We start from the raw sequence: 16,342 nt of genomic DNA on the forward strand, positions 1-16,342 counted from the left end.
AATCTATTGTTTGATTGATCGGGTAATGCTTACTTCCTTTTCAGGATCCACCCGGTTGCCGGTTAGTTGCACGGTCAGGCCCTTGATCTCAAAGTTCTCCAGGTGTCTGGTGCGCATAAACTCCTGCAACAGCGCATCCAGTTCCGGATCTTCAAAATCGATAATCTCCTTGGTATTGGTGCAGTAGATGTGGCTATGGGCGGTGGTATTGGCGTCAAAGCGCTTACCGCCCTCCTCGGAGGATACTTTCCGGACTAAATGCACCTCTGCAAATGTGTCCAGGGTTTTGTAAACCGTGCCCAGCGATATGCTGGGGTTTGCAGGCTTCAGCAACTGGTACACCTCCTCAGCCATGGGGTGTTTGCCGTGCAGCGCCACCAATGCCTCATACACTACAATGCGCTGGTGCGTAGCTTTCAGGCCACTTTCAAGCAGGCGTTCGCGTAGGGTATGTCGGTTATCGATTGGGTGCATCAGGCAAAATACTAAACAAGAATTTTTCTTTGTTAGTATAATTTCCTGCAAAGGTAGAGCGAATATCTTAGGCTTGCAAACGCTCTGTGTTAATTAAATGTTAAACATCAATCTTACAAAAAATAGGGAGAAGAAGGGACCTCAAGAGGGAGAGAGGTATGACAGATGCTATCAGAAAAATCCATACAAGGGGTATGAGACAAAGTAGCCGGAAACGCTGCAGATACGCTGCGTTTCCGGTATAGACTTTAGCGGCCTTTAAAAACAGGCTTACGCTTCTCGACAAATGCATTCATGCCCTCTGTTTGGTCTTCGGAGGCAAAGCAGAGGTAAAAGTTCTTGCGCTCGAAATGCAGGCCTTCATCTAATTGGGTTTCGAAGGCGCGGTTAACCGACTCTTTTGCCAGCTTCACGGCCACCGGTGACAGCTGGGTTATCTCCTCGGCCAGTTTAAAGGCCTCGTCAAGGTATAGCTCCACAGGCACTACGCGGTTAATCAGGCCCTGTTTCTCAGCCTCAGCGGCAGGTATAAACTTGCCGGTCAGCACCATTTCCATGGCTTTGGCTTTCCCTATGGCTTTGGTGAGGCGCTGGGTACCGCCCGCACCCGGCATCACGCCAATCTTGATTTCGGGCTGCCCGAACATCGCTGTTTCCGAAGCAATAATCATGTCGCAGGTCATGGCCAACTCACAGCCTCCGCCCAAGGCAAAACCCGATACGGCGGCAATAATCGGCTTCTTCGTTTTCCGGATTTGGTCCCAGGTCGAGAACTGGTCGACGTTGAGCATGTCGATGGCCGTTTTGCCAGCCATCTGTTTGATGTCGGCCCCGGCTGCAAAGGCACGTTCATTGCCCGTGATGATGATGGCCCGCACATTATCGTCTTCATCGAGCTGCTGCAGGGCATCGCGCAGTTCGCCCATCAGTTGCAGGTTCAGGGCATTCAGTTCCTTCGGCCTGTTTAGTTGGATGAGGGCAATATGTGGCCTGGCCTGTGGCTCTACAAGTATAAATTCCATAGCAATGCTTTTTCTGTCAAATAAAGCCTTAAGTTAAGGTTTTACTCCGAAAGCATAAAAAAAGCCTGCTACTGGAGCAAGCAATGCATATTGAACGATACACTAAATGTTTGGGATTGCTGGAGGTGTCTGCGACACATTCGGTGTGTCCGACTCTATTACCAGTGGGTAAGGCGCATTAAACTGAGTTGCGTTTTCAGGCATTTTCGGTGCCTGTTTCGGAGGCTTAGAGAAGACGCCAATAATCAGCAACACAAAAAGAACGGAAATCTTCAGCAATGTAACGGGGGCAAATTTTTCAACAGGCTTCATAGCTGTTCGTGGGTTAGTCGGCAGTAGGGGTTTCAATTGCACTCTTTCACTGCAAAGTAAAAGGAATTTGATGCTAAATAGAAGCTTTTTCTTTAAAAGCAAAAGTATGTAACTCAACGGCTCACAAATTGATAGGTTGTGCGGGTACGTTGTTCGAGCAGTATTTCTTTTTGGACTAGGGAAGGATGGAGCTCTGCCTCATCATAGTTTTTGACGGTATATAGCGTAAGCGCAGTGTTGTAATGAATCGAAAACTGGTCCTGCAGGGTATGAATCAGGCTATCTAAGCGTTCCGCGTGATAGTCAGCGCAGATGGAGAAGGAGATGGCCGAGTTTTGCATCAAATTTATCTTGATACGCAGTTCTGAGAGGGCATTGAAAATAGTGCCCAGGTTCTGTTCAGAGATGAATCCGAAGTCCTTGACGCTAAACGACACCAGGCATTGCTGCTCCTTCACGATATAAGCTGGGGCAATTTTCTCGAACCGGCCATCACAGATTTTAGTGCCTTGCCCTTCCGGGTTCAGAAACGATTTGACATAGAGCGGAATGCGCTTGTTTGCCAGCGGCTTGATGGTTTTTGGGTGGATAACCGAAGCCCCGTAATAGGCCATTTCCACAGTTTCCTGGTAAGATATCTCCGGGTAACAAACGGTATCATCGAAATGCTTGGGGTCTGCGTTCAGCAGTCCCGGCACGTCTTTCCAGATGTACATGCCAGCGGCACCGAGGCAGTAGGCAAAAATAGCCGCACTAAAATCGGAACCCTCGCGCCCCAGGGTAGTGGTATAGCCATCGTTGGTGCCGCCAATAAAGCCCTGTGTCACTACCAGCTGGTTTTGCAGCAACGCGGGCAGGTCGCGCTGAATGAGGCGCTCAGACCAGGACCAGTCTACTTTGGCTTCCCGCCAGGTATTGTCTGTTTGGATGTATTTTCGGCTGTCTACCCAGGCAACGGGTAGGGCTTGCTGCTGTAAAAACTGGTGTAGTATGGTTGACGAGATCAGCTCGCCGTAGCTTACCACCTGGTCATACACCTTGTCAAAGGCCTCTTGCGGTGTGGTTTTCCGTAGGGCATCCTGCAACTCCAGGAACAGGTGATCGATGCGCTGGTGTGCAGGGCTGTTAGTATCCGGAAACAGTTGCCCGGTAATAGCGGTATGATAGCTTTTGATTTTCTGAAAAATATCCTCAAAATCCTGTTGCCGGTATGCAGCCGTTACAGCCTCCTCCAAGGCATTAGTGGTCTTGCCCATAGCGGACACCACGATCAGCAGTTGTCGGGTGCCCCCGTGGTTTTTGACAATTTGTGCCAGGTTCTGAAAAGCCGCGGCATCCTTTACAGAGGCCCCGCCAAACTTATAAACTTTGATGTTTTCTGCGCTCATATCCCCTAAAATAGCCATTGCACCCGATAAAGCCTACATTCTGGCAAATAATCATACATGCAGGGGGTAGGCTTGGTAGGTGGCGCTTGCATGCCAGGAAGGGCAATACAGATGTAATAACAAAATTAGCACAACAGCAGCAGGGAGGGTAAAGTGATTGAAGGCAAGTGCATTAGCTATACCGGAAGCGTATCTCGGCCCGTTGCAGCTCCCGTTTCAGGATAAGGCGGGTAATCCGGTCTGCTACAATCTCGGGTTCTTCGGCCAGCATGGCCTCTTTTACCTTGCGCTCTTCCACATCGATGCGGTAAAGGATGTGCAGGAGCCGGTTGAAATCGTTTTCGAGCAGGCGCTGCACTACATGCGCAACCTTATAATGAAGCGCTTCCAGGTCTCTCGACGCCAGGTTCTCCACGCGCAGCACCTTCTGCAGGTGGTTAACAACGCTGGTCAGGATAGCGGGAGTGTAGGGCATAAAACAGTTGGCTTGGAAACGAAGAAGCCCTCCGGTAGCAGAGGGCCTCTAAATCTTTATGCTTGCTCTTCTTTGCCTTCGGCGGCTTCGTCGGAGGTAAAGCCAACAAAGTCTTTCACAATGTAATACCAGTTGGCCAGTTTCTTCATGTCCGAAACATACACGCGGTCTGTATCATATTCTGGCAGCACGTCAGCCATCAGGCTCTTGTATTCCTCATTGCTAGGGTTATCGCTTAGCGGAAGCTTATCGCCGTACTTGTTGTGCATCAGGTCAAATACCTCGGCCAAGGCTACAGTGCCTTCTTCGTCTGTCGTGTAAATCGAGATCTCATCGAGTAACGACATACGGTGGCGGGCCTGCGCCACAAGGTTTTTAGGCTGTTCTTCCAGGCTCTCCACGATCACACCTGTGCGGGTAGGTTTCACTACCTTGAACAATCCACTCATGCCAGCAATGGCGGCAACTTGTCTTAAATCAATCGGCATAGTAAAGCGTATTCTGTTATTTTAATTAGAGTTTAAACATGATCGGGATGCTCGCATTCAGGCTATACCCGGGCGCGTTGAACTTCAGCAGACGGGCTACACGAAGGGCTTCCTCTCCGGTACCGGCCCCAGCGTTGCGGAGCACCCGGAAGTTAGAGGTGGAACCGTCTTCATTCAGCTCAAAACCTATAATGCATTCCCCTTGCACACGGTTCCGCTTGGCCAGCGCCGGGTACTGCAGTTCCTTCTCGATGGCCTTATACATACTTTCTTGGCCACCTTCGTAGTGCTCGGCTACGGGAATCATCTGGCTCGGCATCCATACTTTTTTCTCCTGCTCCTGGGTGGTTGCCTGCGCGGAAGCAGCAAAGCTTGCAAAAGCAAAGAAAAGAAACAAAACTGAGATTTTGATTTTCATGATCACAACAATTGAATGAAACGAAATTAGGCAGCATATCTGCCGCTTTTAACGCAGCAACTACCAAGCCAATTGTTTACTGGTTCTGAACCTGTTCGTTTACTTCGCTGATAAAATTCAGGATTTCGTCGCGACCTGTTTTCATTTCGGCGGAAGTGCGGAACATCTGTGGAAGCTCATCCCAGCTTTCACGCAGCTTACGCTGGTAGGCCGCGATGGTTGAATCCGTTTTCACGGATGACTGCTTGTCGAGCTTCGTGAACACGAGCACAAAAGGCACTCCCAGCGTTCCGAGGTGATTGATGAAATCGAGGTCCGGCTTCAGGGGCTCGTGCCGCGAATCGATCAGCACAAACACGCAGGTCAGGTTCTCGCGTTTCTGAAAGTAGAAATTGATCATCTTGCGCCATTCCTCGCGGGAGCCTTTGCTCACTTTGGCATAGCCATACCCCGGCAAATCGACCAAATACCAGCTGTCGTTAATCAGAAAATGGTTGATGAGCTGTGTTTTGCCCGGCGAAGAAGAGGTTTTGGCAAGGCCTTTCTGCTGCGTCAGCATATTGATGAGCGAAGATTTTCCCACATTGGACCGGCCGATAAAGGCGTACTCTGGTTTATCGGGTGCCGGGCAATTCTCCACCCGGGTATTGCTCATCAAGAACTTAGCTTCTTTTATATTCATACTACTACTATATAAGTAAGTCGAAAGCCAGCTTTAAGCCTGGGGTATTTTCCTGGATGGGTATCCGCAGGCAGGGCTTCCGATAAAGTTGCAAGTTACTAATTTATTCGCCCTGATTTTAATGACGATGAAGCGGCTTGTTTCTGGCGCAGCATGCGTTCCCCTGAAACTTCGTATATTACTTATGAAGTAAGCGCCATATGAAACGTAAAGCCCATGGGGAAACTAGTAAAGTATTTAAGGCGCAGCATAAATAAAACCATGGTAATATTTATTATTTTATATATTTGCTTCTTAAGCTATGTGGTTAAAGCTATAGTTTATACCTAAATCTTGCAAAGGGCGATGATGTAATAAAGGCGGGGGAAAGAAGATGGAAGGCTCCTTTTATTTAGTGTAGCGATATAAATCGAATATACTAATTTTAATATTAATCGTATAGAAGCAAAGCTAAAACAAGAGTGGACCGAATCTGATGATGCTTGCGCTTCTTTTTTATTGAGTGCATGCTGAAATTTTACTTTTGATAGCGTGAATGGTTGATTTCAGGATCTGGAAGCCCATGATGCAGTTCAGAGGAAGAATTTCCAACATGCGCTAAGAAGGTCAATATAAAACCAAGGACTTCAAATAAATTTCTAACACATGAATCATTTAGCCAAATCGTTTACAAGGCTCTCAATGCTGCTCGTTTTGTTTTGCCTGGTGGCAACAACTGCCATGGCACAGAGCATGCGGGATGCCAACAAAATGTTTAACAAAGAAAACTACAGGGAGGCTATACCGCAGTATGAGGCAGTGCTGGCGAAGGACCCGGACAATGCGAAGGCGCTTTTCCGGGCAGGTGTCAGCTACATGACTTTTGACAAGGAGAAAGCCGCTGACTACCTGTACCGTGCCCACCAATTGAAACCCAACGTTGACAAGGAACTGCAGTACTGGCTCGGTCGTGCCGACCTGATCAACTACCGTTTCGACAGTGCCATTGAGCATTTTCAGGCTTATCAGAAAGAAATACCGAGACGGAACGAAGAGCGCCGCCAGGAAGTGGCCCAGCTGATTCAGCAATCCAGGGTTGCCAAGCGCGAGACAGCCAACCCAAAGGATGTGTTCGTGAAAAACCTCGGAGGACAGATCAACACAAATTACTCGGAGCATAGCCCGGTTATCTCATCGGATTACAACTACCTGCTCTTTACTTCGCGCAGCGAGGCCGTAACCGGTGGCCAGGAAGCCCGCGACGGGGAGTTTTTTGAGGATATCTTTGAAGCGAAACGTATCTCGGAAGATGAGTGGGAGAAGCCGCGCGTTGTACCGGGCGCTCTGAACAGCGTTGGGCACGATGCCTCTATCCAACTCTTCGACAACGATACCAAGCTGTTGCTTTACCAGTCTATCAATAACGGCGACATCATGGTTTCGCAGCGACAGGCGGACGGAAGCTGGGGTGCGCCGGTAAGCATCAGCGAGAACGTGAACACAAAGGGCTTTGAGTCGGATGCCTATATCACACCGGATGGCAAGACGCTTTTCTTCTCCACTAACAATTACTCTGAGAACGGTGACCTCGATTTATACAGAGTACAGCGTAACAGAAACGGCAGCTGGGGAAAACCGCAAAGCCTGGGTTCTACCATCAATACGCCTTTCGATGACGATAGCCCTTACCTGGCAGCAGACGGCACCCTTTACTTCGCTTCGCGCGGCCATGCTGGTATGGGCGGGTATGATATCTTCTCGGCTAAGTATGACTCCGTAGCCAGAAGATGGGCACGACCGGTAAACCTGGGGTCGCCAATCAATACCCCGGATGATGACACCTACTACCGCTTAGCTCCGGATGGCAGCTATGCTTACCTGTCGTCTTACCGCATTGGCGGTTACGGCGAGAAGGATATTTACACCATCAACTACATCAAGACAACCGGCCTGAAAGGGCAGGTGTTTGCCAAGGCTGACAGCATTCCGGTAACTGGCGTAGAGCTGATCTTTAACGGTTTGCAGGCCGACAAGCGGCCGATCGCTTACCGCGACGTGACCAAAGGTGACTCAGCCACTTACAATGTGCAGGTGCTTTCCGGTAGAAAATACCAGGTGCAGCTCTCAAGGGACAACAAGGTGATCGAAACCCAGGAAATAGACGTGCCGGTTGTACTAAGCGCTTCCGCCGATATTAAACAGGATTTCTACATTACCCTCGACTCTGCGGCTGTACTGGCTGTTACTTCGGGTAGCGGCTCTGGTACTGGCACTGGCACTGGCACTGGCGCAAGCAGCAGTTATACCATGCAGCCGGTTTACTATGATTTAGATGAAGCCACGCTTCGCCCAGCCTCTATCCAGGAGCTGGACAACATCGCCCGCATCATGAACGCGAACCCGAACATCAACATCAGCATAGAAGGCCATACCGATTCACGCGCCAGCAACAGCTACAACATGCAGTTAGGGCAGCGCCGTGCCGATGTTGCGTATGAGTACCTCGTGAACAAAGGCATTTCTCCGAAACGCCTGGTGACGGTAACTTACGGCGAGCGTCGTCCGGTTGCTCCAAACACGTCGGAGGAGAACATGCAGCTGAATCGCAGAACGGAATTCAAGGTGCTTCCGCGCCAGGATGACCCACAGCGCAATTAATAGCTGATCCATTTACACTTGGGCCGAAAAAGCCCGGTAGTATTTGAAAAGAGCAGGTTGGGAAGCCCCCGGCCTGCTCTTTTTTATATTTTGGAACATAAACCATGTATAATAGTTTTAGGAACAGTATTTTTGCCCCAACTATACCCTAATAAACCCCATGTCAGTAGTACCTTACAAAGACCAGAACGATGGCAAGAAGTCGCAGGTGGCCACCATGTTCAACAACATCGCCGGCAAGTACGACTTCCTGAACCACTTCCTGAGCGCTGGCATAGACATTGTCTGGAGAAAGAAAGCTGTGCGCCTGCTAGCACCCGAAAAACCTAAGCTGATACTGGACATCGCTACCGGTACCGCTGATTTTGCCATCGAGGCACTGTGCCTGAACCCGGATAAAATTGTCGGGGTAGACATCTCGGAGGGCATGCTGGCCGTGGGACGTCAGAAGCTGGTGAAGAAAGGGCTGACAGACAAGATCGAGTTGAAGTACGGAGACTCAGAGAATCTGCCGTTTGCCGATAATACTTTCGATGCCATTACCGTGGCGTTTGGGGTGCGCAACTTCGAGAACCTGGAGCAGGGCCTGGCCGATATGTACCGGGTGCTAAAGCCTGGCGGAACCGCCGTGGTGCTGGAGTTTTCAAAACCGCGCAGCTTCCCGATGAAGCAGCTGTATCATTTTTATTTTAAAAACATACTACCAGTAGTAGGTAAGATCGTTTCTAAGGACAACGCGGCGTATACCTACCTGCCCGAGTCGGTGCAGGCTTTTCCGGACGGCGAGCGTTTTATTGGCATTTATCAAAAAGTAGGATTCAAAAATACAAAATGGCACTCACTTACATTTGGAATAAGCTCTATTTACATAGGCAAAAAGTAATCATAGCCGCCTTTGCGGCATGCGCCATGTTAAGCGGGGGTGCCGCATCAGCCCAGAAAAAGGTAAAAGACATGAACAAGCCCGGCTACGATGAGCGCCCGGTGCACTATGGCTTTTACCTGGCAGCCCCTTTCACCAAATACAGCCTGACACACTCCCAGACCTATGCCGACCAGTTTGAGTTTGACCCGCAAGGTAATAACTCGGTTAGCGTGAACACCAAAACGAACGTCGGGTTTTATACCGGCCTGGTGCTGAATGTGCGCCTGGTCGATTACCTGGATGCGCGTTTTGTGCCTGGGGTAGGTTTTTATAGCCGCGAGATAGAGTTTGACAATGTTGTGCCCGAAGATGGGGGGGAGCGGCAGCTGGATGAGCAGACAATCAACTCCACCATGATCGAGCTGCCCTTCCTGTTGAAGTACAAAGCCAAACGACGGTCTAATTACCGGCCCTACCTGGTGGCTGGCATCAAGCCGGGCATCGACTTAGGCAAGGGGAAGAACGACGAGGACGGCGCTGCAGAGCTTCAGGTTGAAAAGTTTGACCTGGCCGTGGAGTATGGCATCGGCCTCGACATCTTTTACCCTTACTTTAAGTTTGCTCCGGAGCTGCGTTTTTCGCATGGCCTGCTGGACATGAACAAGCCTGTGCCGAACAGTGATTATAGCGGGTACATCAAGCGGCTAAGCAACCACAACGTATCGTTGATCTTTTTCTTTGAATAACGCGATGGCTAAAATTGCATTGATTACGGGGGCTACTTCAGGGATTGGCTATGCCACTGCCCTGGAACTGGCTCAGAAAGGATACAGTATTATTGCCACCGGGCGGCGTGCTGACCGGCTGGAAGAGTTGAAAGCAACGTTAGGCGATATTCCGGTGCACACACTCACCTTTGATGTGCGCGACAAAGAAGCAGTGCAGCAAGCTGTTGATTCGCTGCCTGCGGAATGGAGGGAAGTGGAGGTGCTGGTAAACAACGCTGGTAACGCCCATGGCCTGTCACCCATCCAGGAGGGCTCTGTGGAGGACTGGGACGCGATGATCGACATCAATGTGAAAGGACTGCTGTATGTGACCCATGCCGTACTCCCCCTGATGCGTGCCCGAAAGAAAGGCCACATCGTGAACATCGGTTCGATAGCAGGCAAGGAGGTATACCCGAACGGAAACGTGTATAGCGCTTCTAAGTTTGCTGTGGATGCGCTCACCAAAGGCATGCGCATTGACCTGGTGCAGGATGGTATCCGGGTATCGGAGGTGAACCCCGGGTTGGTGGAAACCGAGTTTTCGGAGGTGCGCTTTAAAGGCGACAAGGAGCGGGCTGCTGCGGTGTACAAAGGCTTTGATGCACTGCAGGCGCAGGACATCGCCGAGCTCATCGCGTTCATCGTGACAAGGCCGGCGCACGTAAACCTTGCAGAAGTGTTGGTGCTGCCCACAGCACAGGCTTCTGCCACAGTTTTGCATAAAGAGCAGCAGTAGAAGTTCATAGCATCCCTATAACAACAGTCAAGGCGCTACCCTGAAGTAGCGCCTTGACTGTTGTTATACCCTTCTGTCAATAATTGTTTGATCCAACCTTAACCATGATCTCTATAAAATAGGCGGGGCCATACCTTAACAAGGGTATATCAGTTAAGATAATACCGCAGCAGCCAGCCTTCTGCATCAAAGTCTTTTGCTTTCAGGTCGTCGTCAATTTCCACAGAAGCTTTCTTGCTCATCTGGTAGGTGTTGCGGTACTTCGTGTCGGTGATGTCTATACGCTTGCCGAAAGGGCTGTTTTCGTCTGCCTGTCTGTAGATGTCCTCACCGGCACCGCCCCATACCTTTATCTTGATTTTTGTCCGTACGCCTCCTGTAAAGTGGAATTGATCATCTCCGTTCAGGCCGTACAAATATAGTTCCTCTGTTTCGGCGGCCCGGAAGGTGCGGGCGTAAATCTGCTGTTCTACCTTTCCCTCTTTGGTGATCTTGAAGACCCTGACCTGCACTTTGTCTTCCGCTAAGGCCTCTACCTCAAAACGCTCGTGCTTGTCGGTGCCTACCACCGCTACGTTTTCAGCCAAAGCTTTATAGTAAGTTTGCGCGGCTTCTTCCAAATGCTGCCTGCGGGACTTAAGTTTTGAGATAATAGCAGCGGCCGACATAGCAGCTACATTTTCGGGCATGGCCCGGAAGCTCTGTTCAATTACCTGGTCGGTGAGCGATTGCTGTACATGCGCAATTTCGGCTTGCCAATCCGACCATTCCAGGTTATTCAGGATCAGCTCGTCGAGGTTGCGGCCGCTGCGGTTTAGTTTCTCTATATTATCGATCTCGCTGCGGAAGGTCTGGAAATGCGGCTTCAGGTTCAGGAGCATAAAGAGCCAGGGCACCGGGGCGTCTTTGAGTTTGTAAAAAGCATTGTCACGGTCGCGGGGGATGGCCATGTAAGTCTTGCCACCTTGATTTTGCTTTTCTTCGGCCCAGCGCCAGTTATCCTCGTGCCGGCTCCAGTCCCCGATCAGCATGTCGAAGAGGCGCGCCCGCAGGAAAAACCTGGCATCAAAATGAGAGTCATTGTCCTGCAGCCGTTCTGTAATGGCCGAGCGGGTGCTAACTACCTCAGAAGCTCTGCCCATCGGTTCGTAGTCCTTTTGGTTACCTGACGGCCTGCGCTCCAGCAATGCCAGCATACCGCCCACATCATCTTTAAACTTACCCAAGCGGTCATCGTGCGGGACATATACCAGTTGCGGCTCCACGTAATAAATGCCCAAGGCTTCGGCCATATCGGGCAGGGCAAGGGCTGCGTAAGGGTGGGTGGCAGAAGTGGCATCCCGCACGATGTTGGCCAGGTAGCTGCGCTGCCAGCTTTCGGGCAGCGCGCTGGCAGGTTCTTTATCAACAGAGCGTAGCACGTACTCCGTGCCTGTGCTATCCTCCAGGCGCAAAGAGATAGACTGCCTGCTTCCCCCTAGTTCCATAGGCGTGAGGCCTCCGTGTATGCTTCCTATGTCAAGCACAGGCGCTTTTACGGGTGCCAGCCACACTGGCCGGTAGTGCTTGCCATAAAAGAAGGTATGGAGGCCACTGCGGCCGTAATGCTGCCCGGCTTTTACCGTAATGGTGCTATCCCTATAAGTAGGGGTATGGTTTGTGCCAGCGGGTGGCGGGACTTGTTGCACGCTATGTATAAAGCGGTCGCTGCAACTACTGAGGGCTAGTATCACAAACAGCAGGCAGAGAATTGGGTATCGCTTCAGGTTGGATTGCATATAGGGTCAGGGGCAAGGGTGCCCGGAATAGTTGGGTGGTTGAACAGTAAGTAAAAGCGCAAATAGCTGATGCATCAAAATCCTTCGCGGTCAAAGGCGTGTACGCGCACGTCGCTGGTGCGCTTGTCTTTGGTTTCGGGACCGGCCTCCAGTTCAGTGCCGCGTTTGGTGTCGTATACCCACGTTTTCTTCCCCCCGCGCTTTACTTTAGAACTGTCTTTAATCTCGTCTTCGCCTAAACCACCTACAATTTTTACTTTGATGCCTTGCTTTACCTCGCCGGATATTTCAAATGTATCATCGCCAGCCAGACCATGCAAAGTAATGAGCTCTGTCTCGGATTGTTTGAAGATGCGGTGGTACGTTCTGTTTCTGTCTGATCCCCGGCGTACGGAGACTTCCGTTTCCTCATCGTTCAGGCGCTTTACCTCGAAAATATCATCCTTGTCTGTGCCCGCTACTAACACTTCTTTTGCCAGTATCTTATAAAATTCGGCAGCGGCTTCAGGCAGCTGGTCTCGGCGGTTTAACAGCTTGCGCTTGGTGCTTTCTCCCACCATATTGTAGACAGCCTCAGGGTATTGCTGCACGGCTTGAGTAATTACCTCGTCGGTTATCTCTGCCTGCAACACCCGGGCCAGCGAGTCGAACTGCTGTTGCGTGAGTTCTGACAAAGCGCGTTTGTCAATAAATTCTGAGTTGATAGTCAGCGCATATACATCGTTAAACTCATCATCAAACGACTCGAACTTGCGGATACCCCAGTTGCGGCTAAAGAGCCAGGGAATAATGCCATCCTGGAAGCGGTAATATACATTGTCCCGGTCCTTTGGGATAGGCCTGTAAATCCGGTTTTTCCCTTCCTTGTACTGCGCCCATTCCCATTGACCTTCGTGGCGGTCCCAATCGTGGATCAGGATGTCGAAAAGGCGTGCCTTGCCGAATGCCTTTTGGTCGATAAACACGTCATTGTCGCCGTAGCGGTTTTTGAGTACTGTTCCGGAGCCGTCAATGTCCACGGCATCGCCCAGGGCAGGCGTGATCGTGTTTTTGTCGTCAAATTTCTGTTCCAGCAGGTATACCTTGTCGCTGAAGCGCTCGGCATGCTCACCCAGGCCTTCATCGTTTGGTTTGATGTAGAAGAGGCGCGGCTTTGAATGGGGTATACCGGCGGCTTCGGCCATAGGAGGCACCGTAAGGGCTGCGTATGGGTTGATGGCCGAGATCTGGTCGCGGAGCACGTTCACGACAAACGTCTTCTGCCAGGCCTTGGGCAATACACTGATCGGGTCTTTGTCGAGGGAGCGGAGGGCATAGGTAAAGCCCGTGGAGTCCACCAGCGTCATGCTGTTAGTCTGGAAGCCACCTCCCAGTTCCTGAAATTTGAGCCCACCGAACACTGTGTCCAGGTCGAGCACGGGTGCTTTTACCTTGGCTGCCCACACCGGCCGGTAATGCTGCCCCCAAATAATACGGTGCAAAAAGCCGCGCTTGTAATGCTTTCCGGCCTGCACGGTTACACTGTCTATGGTTTGCGGTGCTTCCTTCAGCTTCTCATACACCGAAGGGTCCACTACCGGGGTTTTGGCAAAGAAATCCTTACGGACACAACCCGTCGAAGAAATCAGGAACAATACAAGTAACACTTTATCAAAGCGCATTGTCATACGTTAGTCAGGGTGATTTTTTGTCTCTATCTAACGTAAAACAGCTATAAAGTTTACATTGGGAACAGGAAGCAGTTTTTAGGTAAACGTTTCGTATTTCTAAGGCAAAGGAGATTTTTGTCAAGCAGGGGTAGGGTATGGCTAGTCGCACAGCCCACAATGCCTCTGGAATTTATTGCAACCGGGCGATGTGCAGTAATCAAACTGGGCACTTATGTGGAACTGGCCTATACCACCAATTAAGGAGTGCGCCAGTAAAATGAAGAAACCCACTAGCTACGAAAACTCCCCTCCTTAGCCAAGGAGGGGCCGGGGTGGTTTGGCCCGGCATGCATCAGCGGAACGCTTAAAGCAATTCATACCCAGATCAGTAGCCGCTGCGGATTTGAGCCTGGAGTAACTCACCCCTGCCCCTCCCAAGAGGGAAACTTCAGCACAAGTAGAAATTCCCCTCCTCGGAGGGGCAGAGGTGGTTTATCTATGTAATCGCTACAAACATTATGGAAATGACCTTACCATTACAAGCAGCCTAAAAACAGATGCGCCCGCTATACTTGGTATAGCGGGCGCATCTAATTCCATATTAGATATGCTTACGGAATCCAGGGAATATCCTTAAAGTTTGGCTTGCGCTTCTCGAGGAAAGCGTTGCGGCCTTCTTTTGCCTCGTCGGTCATGTAGGCAAGGCGCGTGGCCTCACCCGCAAATACCTGCTGGCCCACCATGCCATCGTCGGTGGCGTTAAAGGCGAACTTCAGCATTTTAATAGAGGTCGGTGATTTCTGCAGAATTTCCTGCGCCCAGGCGTAAGCGGTGTCTTCCAGTTCCTCGTGCGGCACCACGGCATTCACCATACCCATGTCGTAGGCCTCCTGCGCGGAGTAGTTGCGGCCCAGGAAGAAGATCTCGCGGGCGCGTTTCTGGCCCACCATCTTGGCAAGGTACGCAGAGCCATACCCCCCGTCGAAGCTGGTTACGTCGGCATCGGTTTGCTTGAAGATCGCGTGCTCTTTGCTGGCCAGCGTCAGGTCGCAGACTACGTGCAGGGAGTGGCCGCCGCCCACGCACCAGCCCGGCACCACGGCAATCACTACTTTCGGCATAAAGCGCATCAGGCGCTGTACTTCCAATATGTTCAGGCGCGGCATACCGGCCTCGTCAACATAGCCCTGGTGGCCGCGCGCGTTCTGGTCGCCGCCGCTGCAGAAGGAGTAGATACCGTCTTTGGTAGAAGGTCCCTCCGCAGAGAGCAGCACCACGCCAATAGACGTGTCTTCGCGGGCATCCAGAAACGCCTCAAACAGTTCTGCCACCGTTTTCGGGCGGAAGGCATTGCGCACGTTCGGGCGGTTAAATGCGATACGGGCCACGCCATCCGCCTTTTTATAAGTTATATCTTCGTATTCCTTTACGGTTTTCCAGTTTATCTTGCTCATAACACAGAATTAAAAGCCAAAGGTAGCCTTTTCTCCGCAGTGGCTCAACTGGTATTGAGAGGAAGATATCTTGCGAAAGAAATGATATCGTTGGAAAATGTCAAACAAGGTAACGGTTTGGCTATGGTTATTAGAGGCCAAAAGGCTACTATTATTTATAGGTGGTATTGTAATAGTATTATTTTCTCAGTTCTAGTCCATTTTTTAGACAGTAAACGATTTTTGGGTCTTTGATTTTATAAGTTGCGTATCCTTTGTCTTGTCCGATGTTTTCAATAAGTCCGATTTTTTCCATTGATACTACATAGTTGTGAATAGAACTTCCTATTCCTGCTGATTCATTAAGTTTATTCTTGGAGAACTCAGGGGAGTCTAATTTGAGTAGATGAGCAGCATATGAGTATATATCCATTGAATTTGCTCGTGCGTTGGACTTTCTTGGATAGTATTCGTAATAATTAAATTCTAACACATAGCGCTTTAAAGCCTTTGTCAAAGCTTTGTGTTCTATTTTAGACGAATTTGCATTGTTCCTGTATTGTTCTTCAAATAAAATCTTAAAGATATGTATTAAATCTCGTGGATTATAATTAGATAATACAAATAACTCATCTAAATCTGTAGTTGTTATTGACTCATCTAAGAGGTGTTTATAATCATTAAGGGCTTTATCGGAATATACAGACAATCTTTGGTTTAGAAGACTTTCTAAATCTTCAAACCGCCAATTTAAGTTTGGACAATAATATTTATGAGTTCTAACCTTTTCCGATATAAATCTGAAAGGAGTAGACCATACAAACATAACGAGTTGAAACTCTGAAATACTTAGCAAGTTTGTATTGGTTAAAATTGGAGTGAGGAACTCAGATATCTTGTCAGCATCATTCTCAAAGCGATTGTCTTCATCCAATCTATCAAGCAAAATGGTTGGCTTGTTGTATCCCATTTTAGTTGCTATTTCACCTAAACGCTTGAGCAAGCGTAGTGAAATGTCTTGGTCGAAAAAATCGTATTCAACTCCTAATTTTAATTCAGGAAAATATTCTTGGATTTGATTGTCATTATCTAAGAAGCTGTTTTAAAACCTATTTAAATCTTTTTAACATAACAGCTATCATGGCCAAATAAAGCATGCTTTGGGCATTGACTCTGTTTTTCTCATAGTCTTTGCTCAAGCGTCTTGCGTGCAGC

Annotated in this window: 16 protein-coding genes; 4 read left to right on the forward strand and 12 right to left on the reverse strand. The window is 49.7% G+C overall.

Annotated features, from left to right (window positions below; translation table 11 throughout):
* Positions 1–3: 3 nt before the first annotated feature.
* From ACXYMU_RS15785 to yihA, 8 genes are all read right to left on the reverse strand, one after another.
* Positions 4–474 (reverse strand): Fur family transcriptional regulator, encoded by a 471-nt coding sequence (locus tag ACXYMU_RS15785; protein WP_458987382.1) that lies wholly within the window; start codon positions 472–474, stop codon positions 4–6.
* 248 nt (positions 475–722) lie between these two features.
* On the reverse strand, positions 723–1,496 hold the full coding sequence (locus tag ACXYMU_RS15790; RefSeq protein ID WP_458987383.1) for an enoyl-CoA hydratase-related protein: 774 nt from the start codon (positions 1,494–1,496) through the stop codon (positions 723–725).
* 102 nt (positions 1,497–1,598) lie between these two features.
* Positions 1,599–1,808, reverse strand: a complete 210-nt coding sequence (locus ACXYMU_RS15795; RefSeq protein WP_458987384.1) for a hypothetical protein — start codon at positions 1,806–1,808, stop codon at positions 1,599–1,601.
* Between the two features lie 113 nt (positions 1,809–1,921).
* Positions 1,922–3,196: an aspartate kinase gene (locus ACXYMU_RS15800; RefSeq protein ID WP_458987385.1), complete on the reverse strand. Its 1,275-nt coding sequence runs from the start codon at positions 3,194–3,196 to the stop codon at positions 1,922–1,924.
* A gap of 172 nt (positions 3,197–3,368) precedes the next feature.
* Positions 3,369–3,671 carry a hypothetical protein gene (locus tag ACXYMU_RS15805; RefSeq protein WP_458987386.1) on the reverse strand — a complete coding sequence of 101 codons (303 nt, stop codon included), beginning with the start codon at positions 3,669–3,671 and terminating at the stop codon, positions 3,369–3,371.
* 56 nt (positions 3,672–3,727) lie between these two features.
* Positions 3,728–4,159 (reverse strand): DUF5606 family protein, encoded by a 432-nt coding sequence (locus tag ACXYMU_RS15810; RefSeq protein WP_458987387.1) that lies wholly within the window; start codon positions 4,157–4,159, stop codon positions 3,728–3,730.
* Between the two features lie 25 nt (positions 4,160–4,184).
* Positions 4,185–4,577 carry an energy transducer TonB gene (locus ACXYMU_RS15815; RefSeq protein ID WP_458987388.1) on the reverse strand — a complete coding sequence of 131 codons (393 nt, stop codon included), beginning with the start codon at positions 4,575–4,577 and terminating at the stop codon, positions 4,185–4,187.
* A 76-nt stretch (positions 4,578–4,653) separates the two neighbouring features.
* The gene (gene yihA / locus ACXYMU_RS15820; RefSeq protein ID WP_458987389.1) at positions 4,654–5,259 is read right to left on the reverse strand and encodes a ribosome biogenesis GTP-binding protein YihA/YsxC; all 606 of its coding nucleotides are present in this window, start codon (positions 5,257–5,259) and stop codon (positions 4,654–4,656) included.
* A 645-nt stretch (positions 5,260–5,904) separates the two neighbouring features.
* Here yihA and ACXYMU_RS15825 point away from each other — a divergent pair.
* From ACXYMU_RS15825 to ACXYMU_RS15840, 4 genes are all read left to right on the forward strand, one after another.
* A complete protein-coding gene (locus ACXYMU_RS15825) occupies positions 5,905–7,896 on the forward strand; it encodes an OmpA family protein (RefSeq protein WP_458987390.1) in 1,992 nt (663 codons plus the stop codon).
* Positions 7,897–8,056: 160 nt separating this feature from the next.
* Complete coding sequence (ubiE, locus tag ACXYMU_RS15830) at positions 8,057–8,779, forward strand: bifunctional demethylmenaquinone methyltransferase/2-methoxy-6-polyprenyl-1,4-benzoquinol methylase UbiE (protein ID WP_458987391.1); 723 nt, start codon at positions 8,057–8,059, stop codon at positions 8,777–8,779.
* On the forward strand, positions 8,728–9,507 hold the full coding sequence (gene porT, locus ACXYMU_RS15835; RefSeq protein WP_458987392.1) for a type IX secretion/gliding motility protein PorT/SprT: 780 nt from the start codon (positions 8,728–8,730) through the stop codon (positions 9,505–9,507). Before ubiE ends, porT begins: the two co-directional genes overlap by 52 nt.
* A gap of 4 nt (positions 9,508–9,511) precedes the next feature.
* Positions 9,512–10,267 carry an SDR family NAD(P)-dependent oxidoreductase gene (locus tag ACXYMU_RS15840; RefSeq protein WP_458987393.1) on the forward strand — a complete coding sequence of 252 codons (756 nt, stop codon included), beginning with the start codon at positions 9,512–9,514 and terminating at the stop codon, positions 10,265–10,267.
* A gap of 149 nt (positions 10,268–10,416) precedes the next feature.
* On the opposite strand, the gene ACXYMU_RS15845 is transcribed toward ACXYMU_RS15840, so the two are convergent.
* The 4 genes from ACXYMU_RS15845 to ACXYMU_RS15860 form a co-directional block, all read right to left on the reverse strand.
* The gene (locus ACXYMU_RS15845; protein WP_458987394.1) at positions 10,417–12,045 is read right to left on the reverse strand and encodes a hypothetical protein; all 1,629 of its coding nucleotides are present in this window, start codon (positions 12,043–12,045) and stop codon (positions 10,417–10,419) included.
* Positions 12,046–12,119: 74 nt separating this feature from the next.
* Positions 12,120–13,706 (reverse strand): hypothetical protein, encoded by a 1,587-nt coding sequence (locus ACXYMU_RS15850; protein WP_458987395.1) that lies wholly within the window; start codon positions 13,704–13,706, stop codon positions 12,120–12,122.
* A gap of 599 nt (positions 13,707–14,305) precedes the next feature.
* Positions 14,306–15,148, reverse strand: coding sequence for a 1,4-dihydroxy-2-naphthoyl-CoA synthase (locus tag ACXYMU_RS15855; RefSeq protein ID WP_241642784.1), 843 nt, complete (start codon positions 15,146–15,148; stop codon positions 14,306–14,308).
* Positions 15,149–15,326: 178 nt separating this feature from the next.
* On the reverse strand, positions 15,327–16,130 hold the full coding sequence (locus ACXYMU_RS15860; protein ID WP_458987396.1) for a P-loop ATPase, Sll1717 family: 804 nt from the start codon (positions 16,128–16,130) through the stop codon (positions 15,327–15,329).
* Positions 16,131–16,342: the final 212 nt, after the last annotated feature.

The organism is Pontibacter sp. CAU 1760, assembly GCF_054482735.1.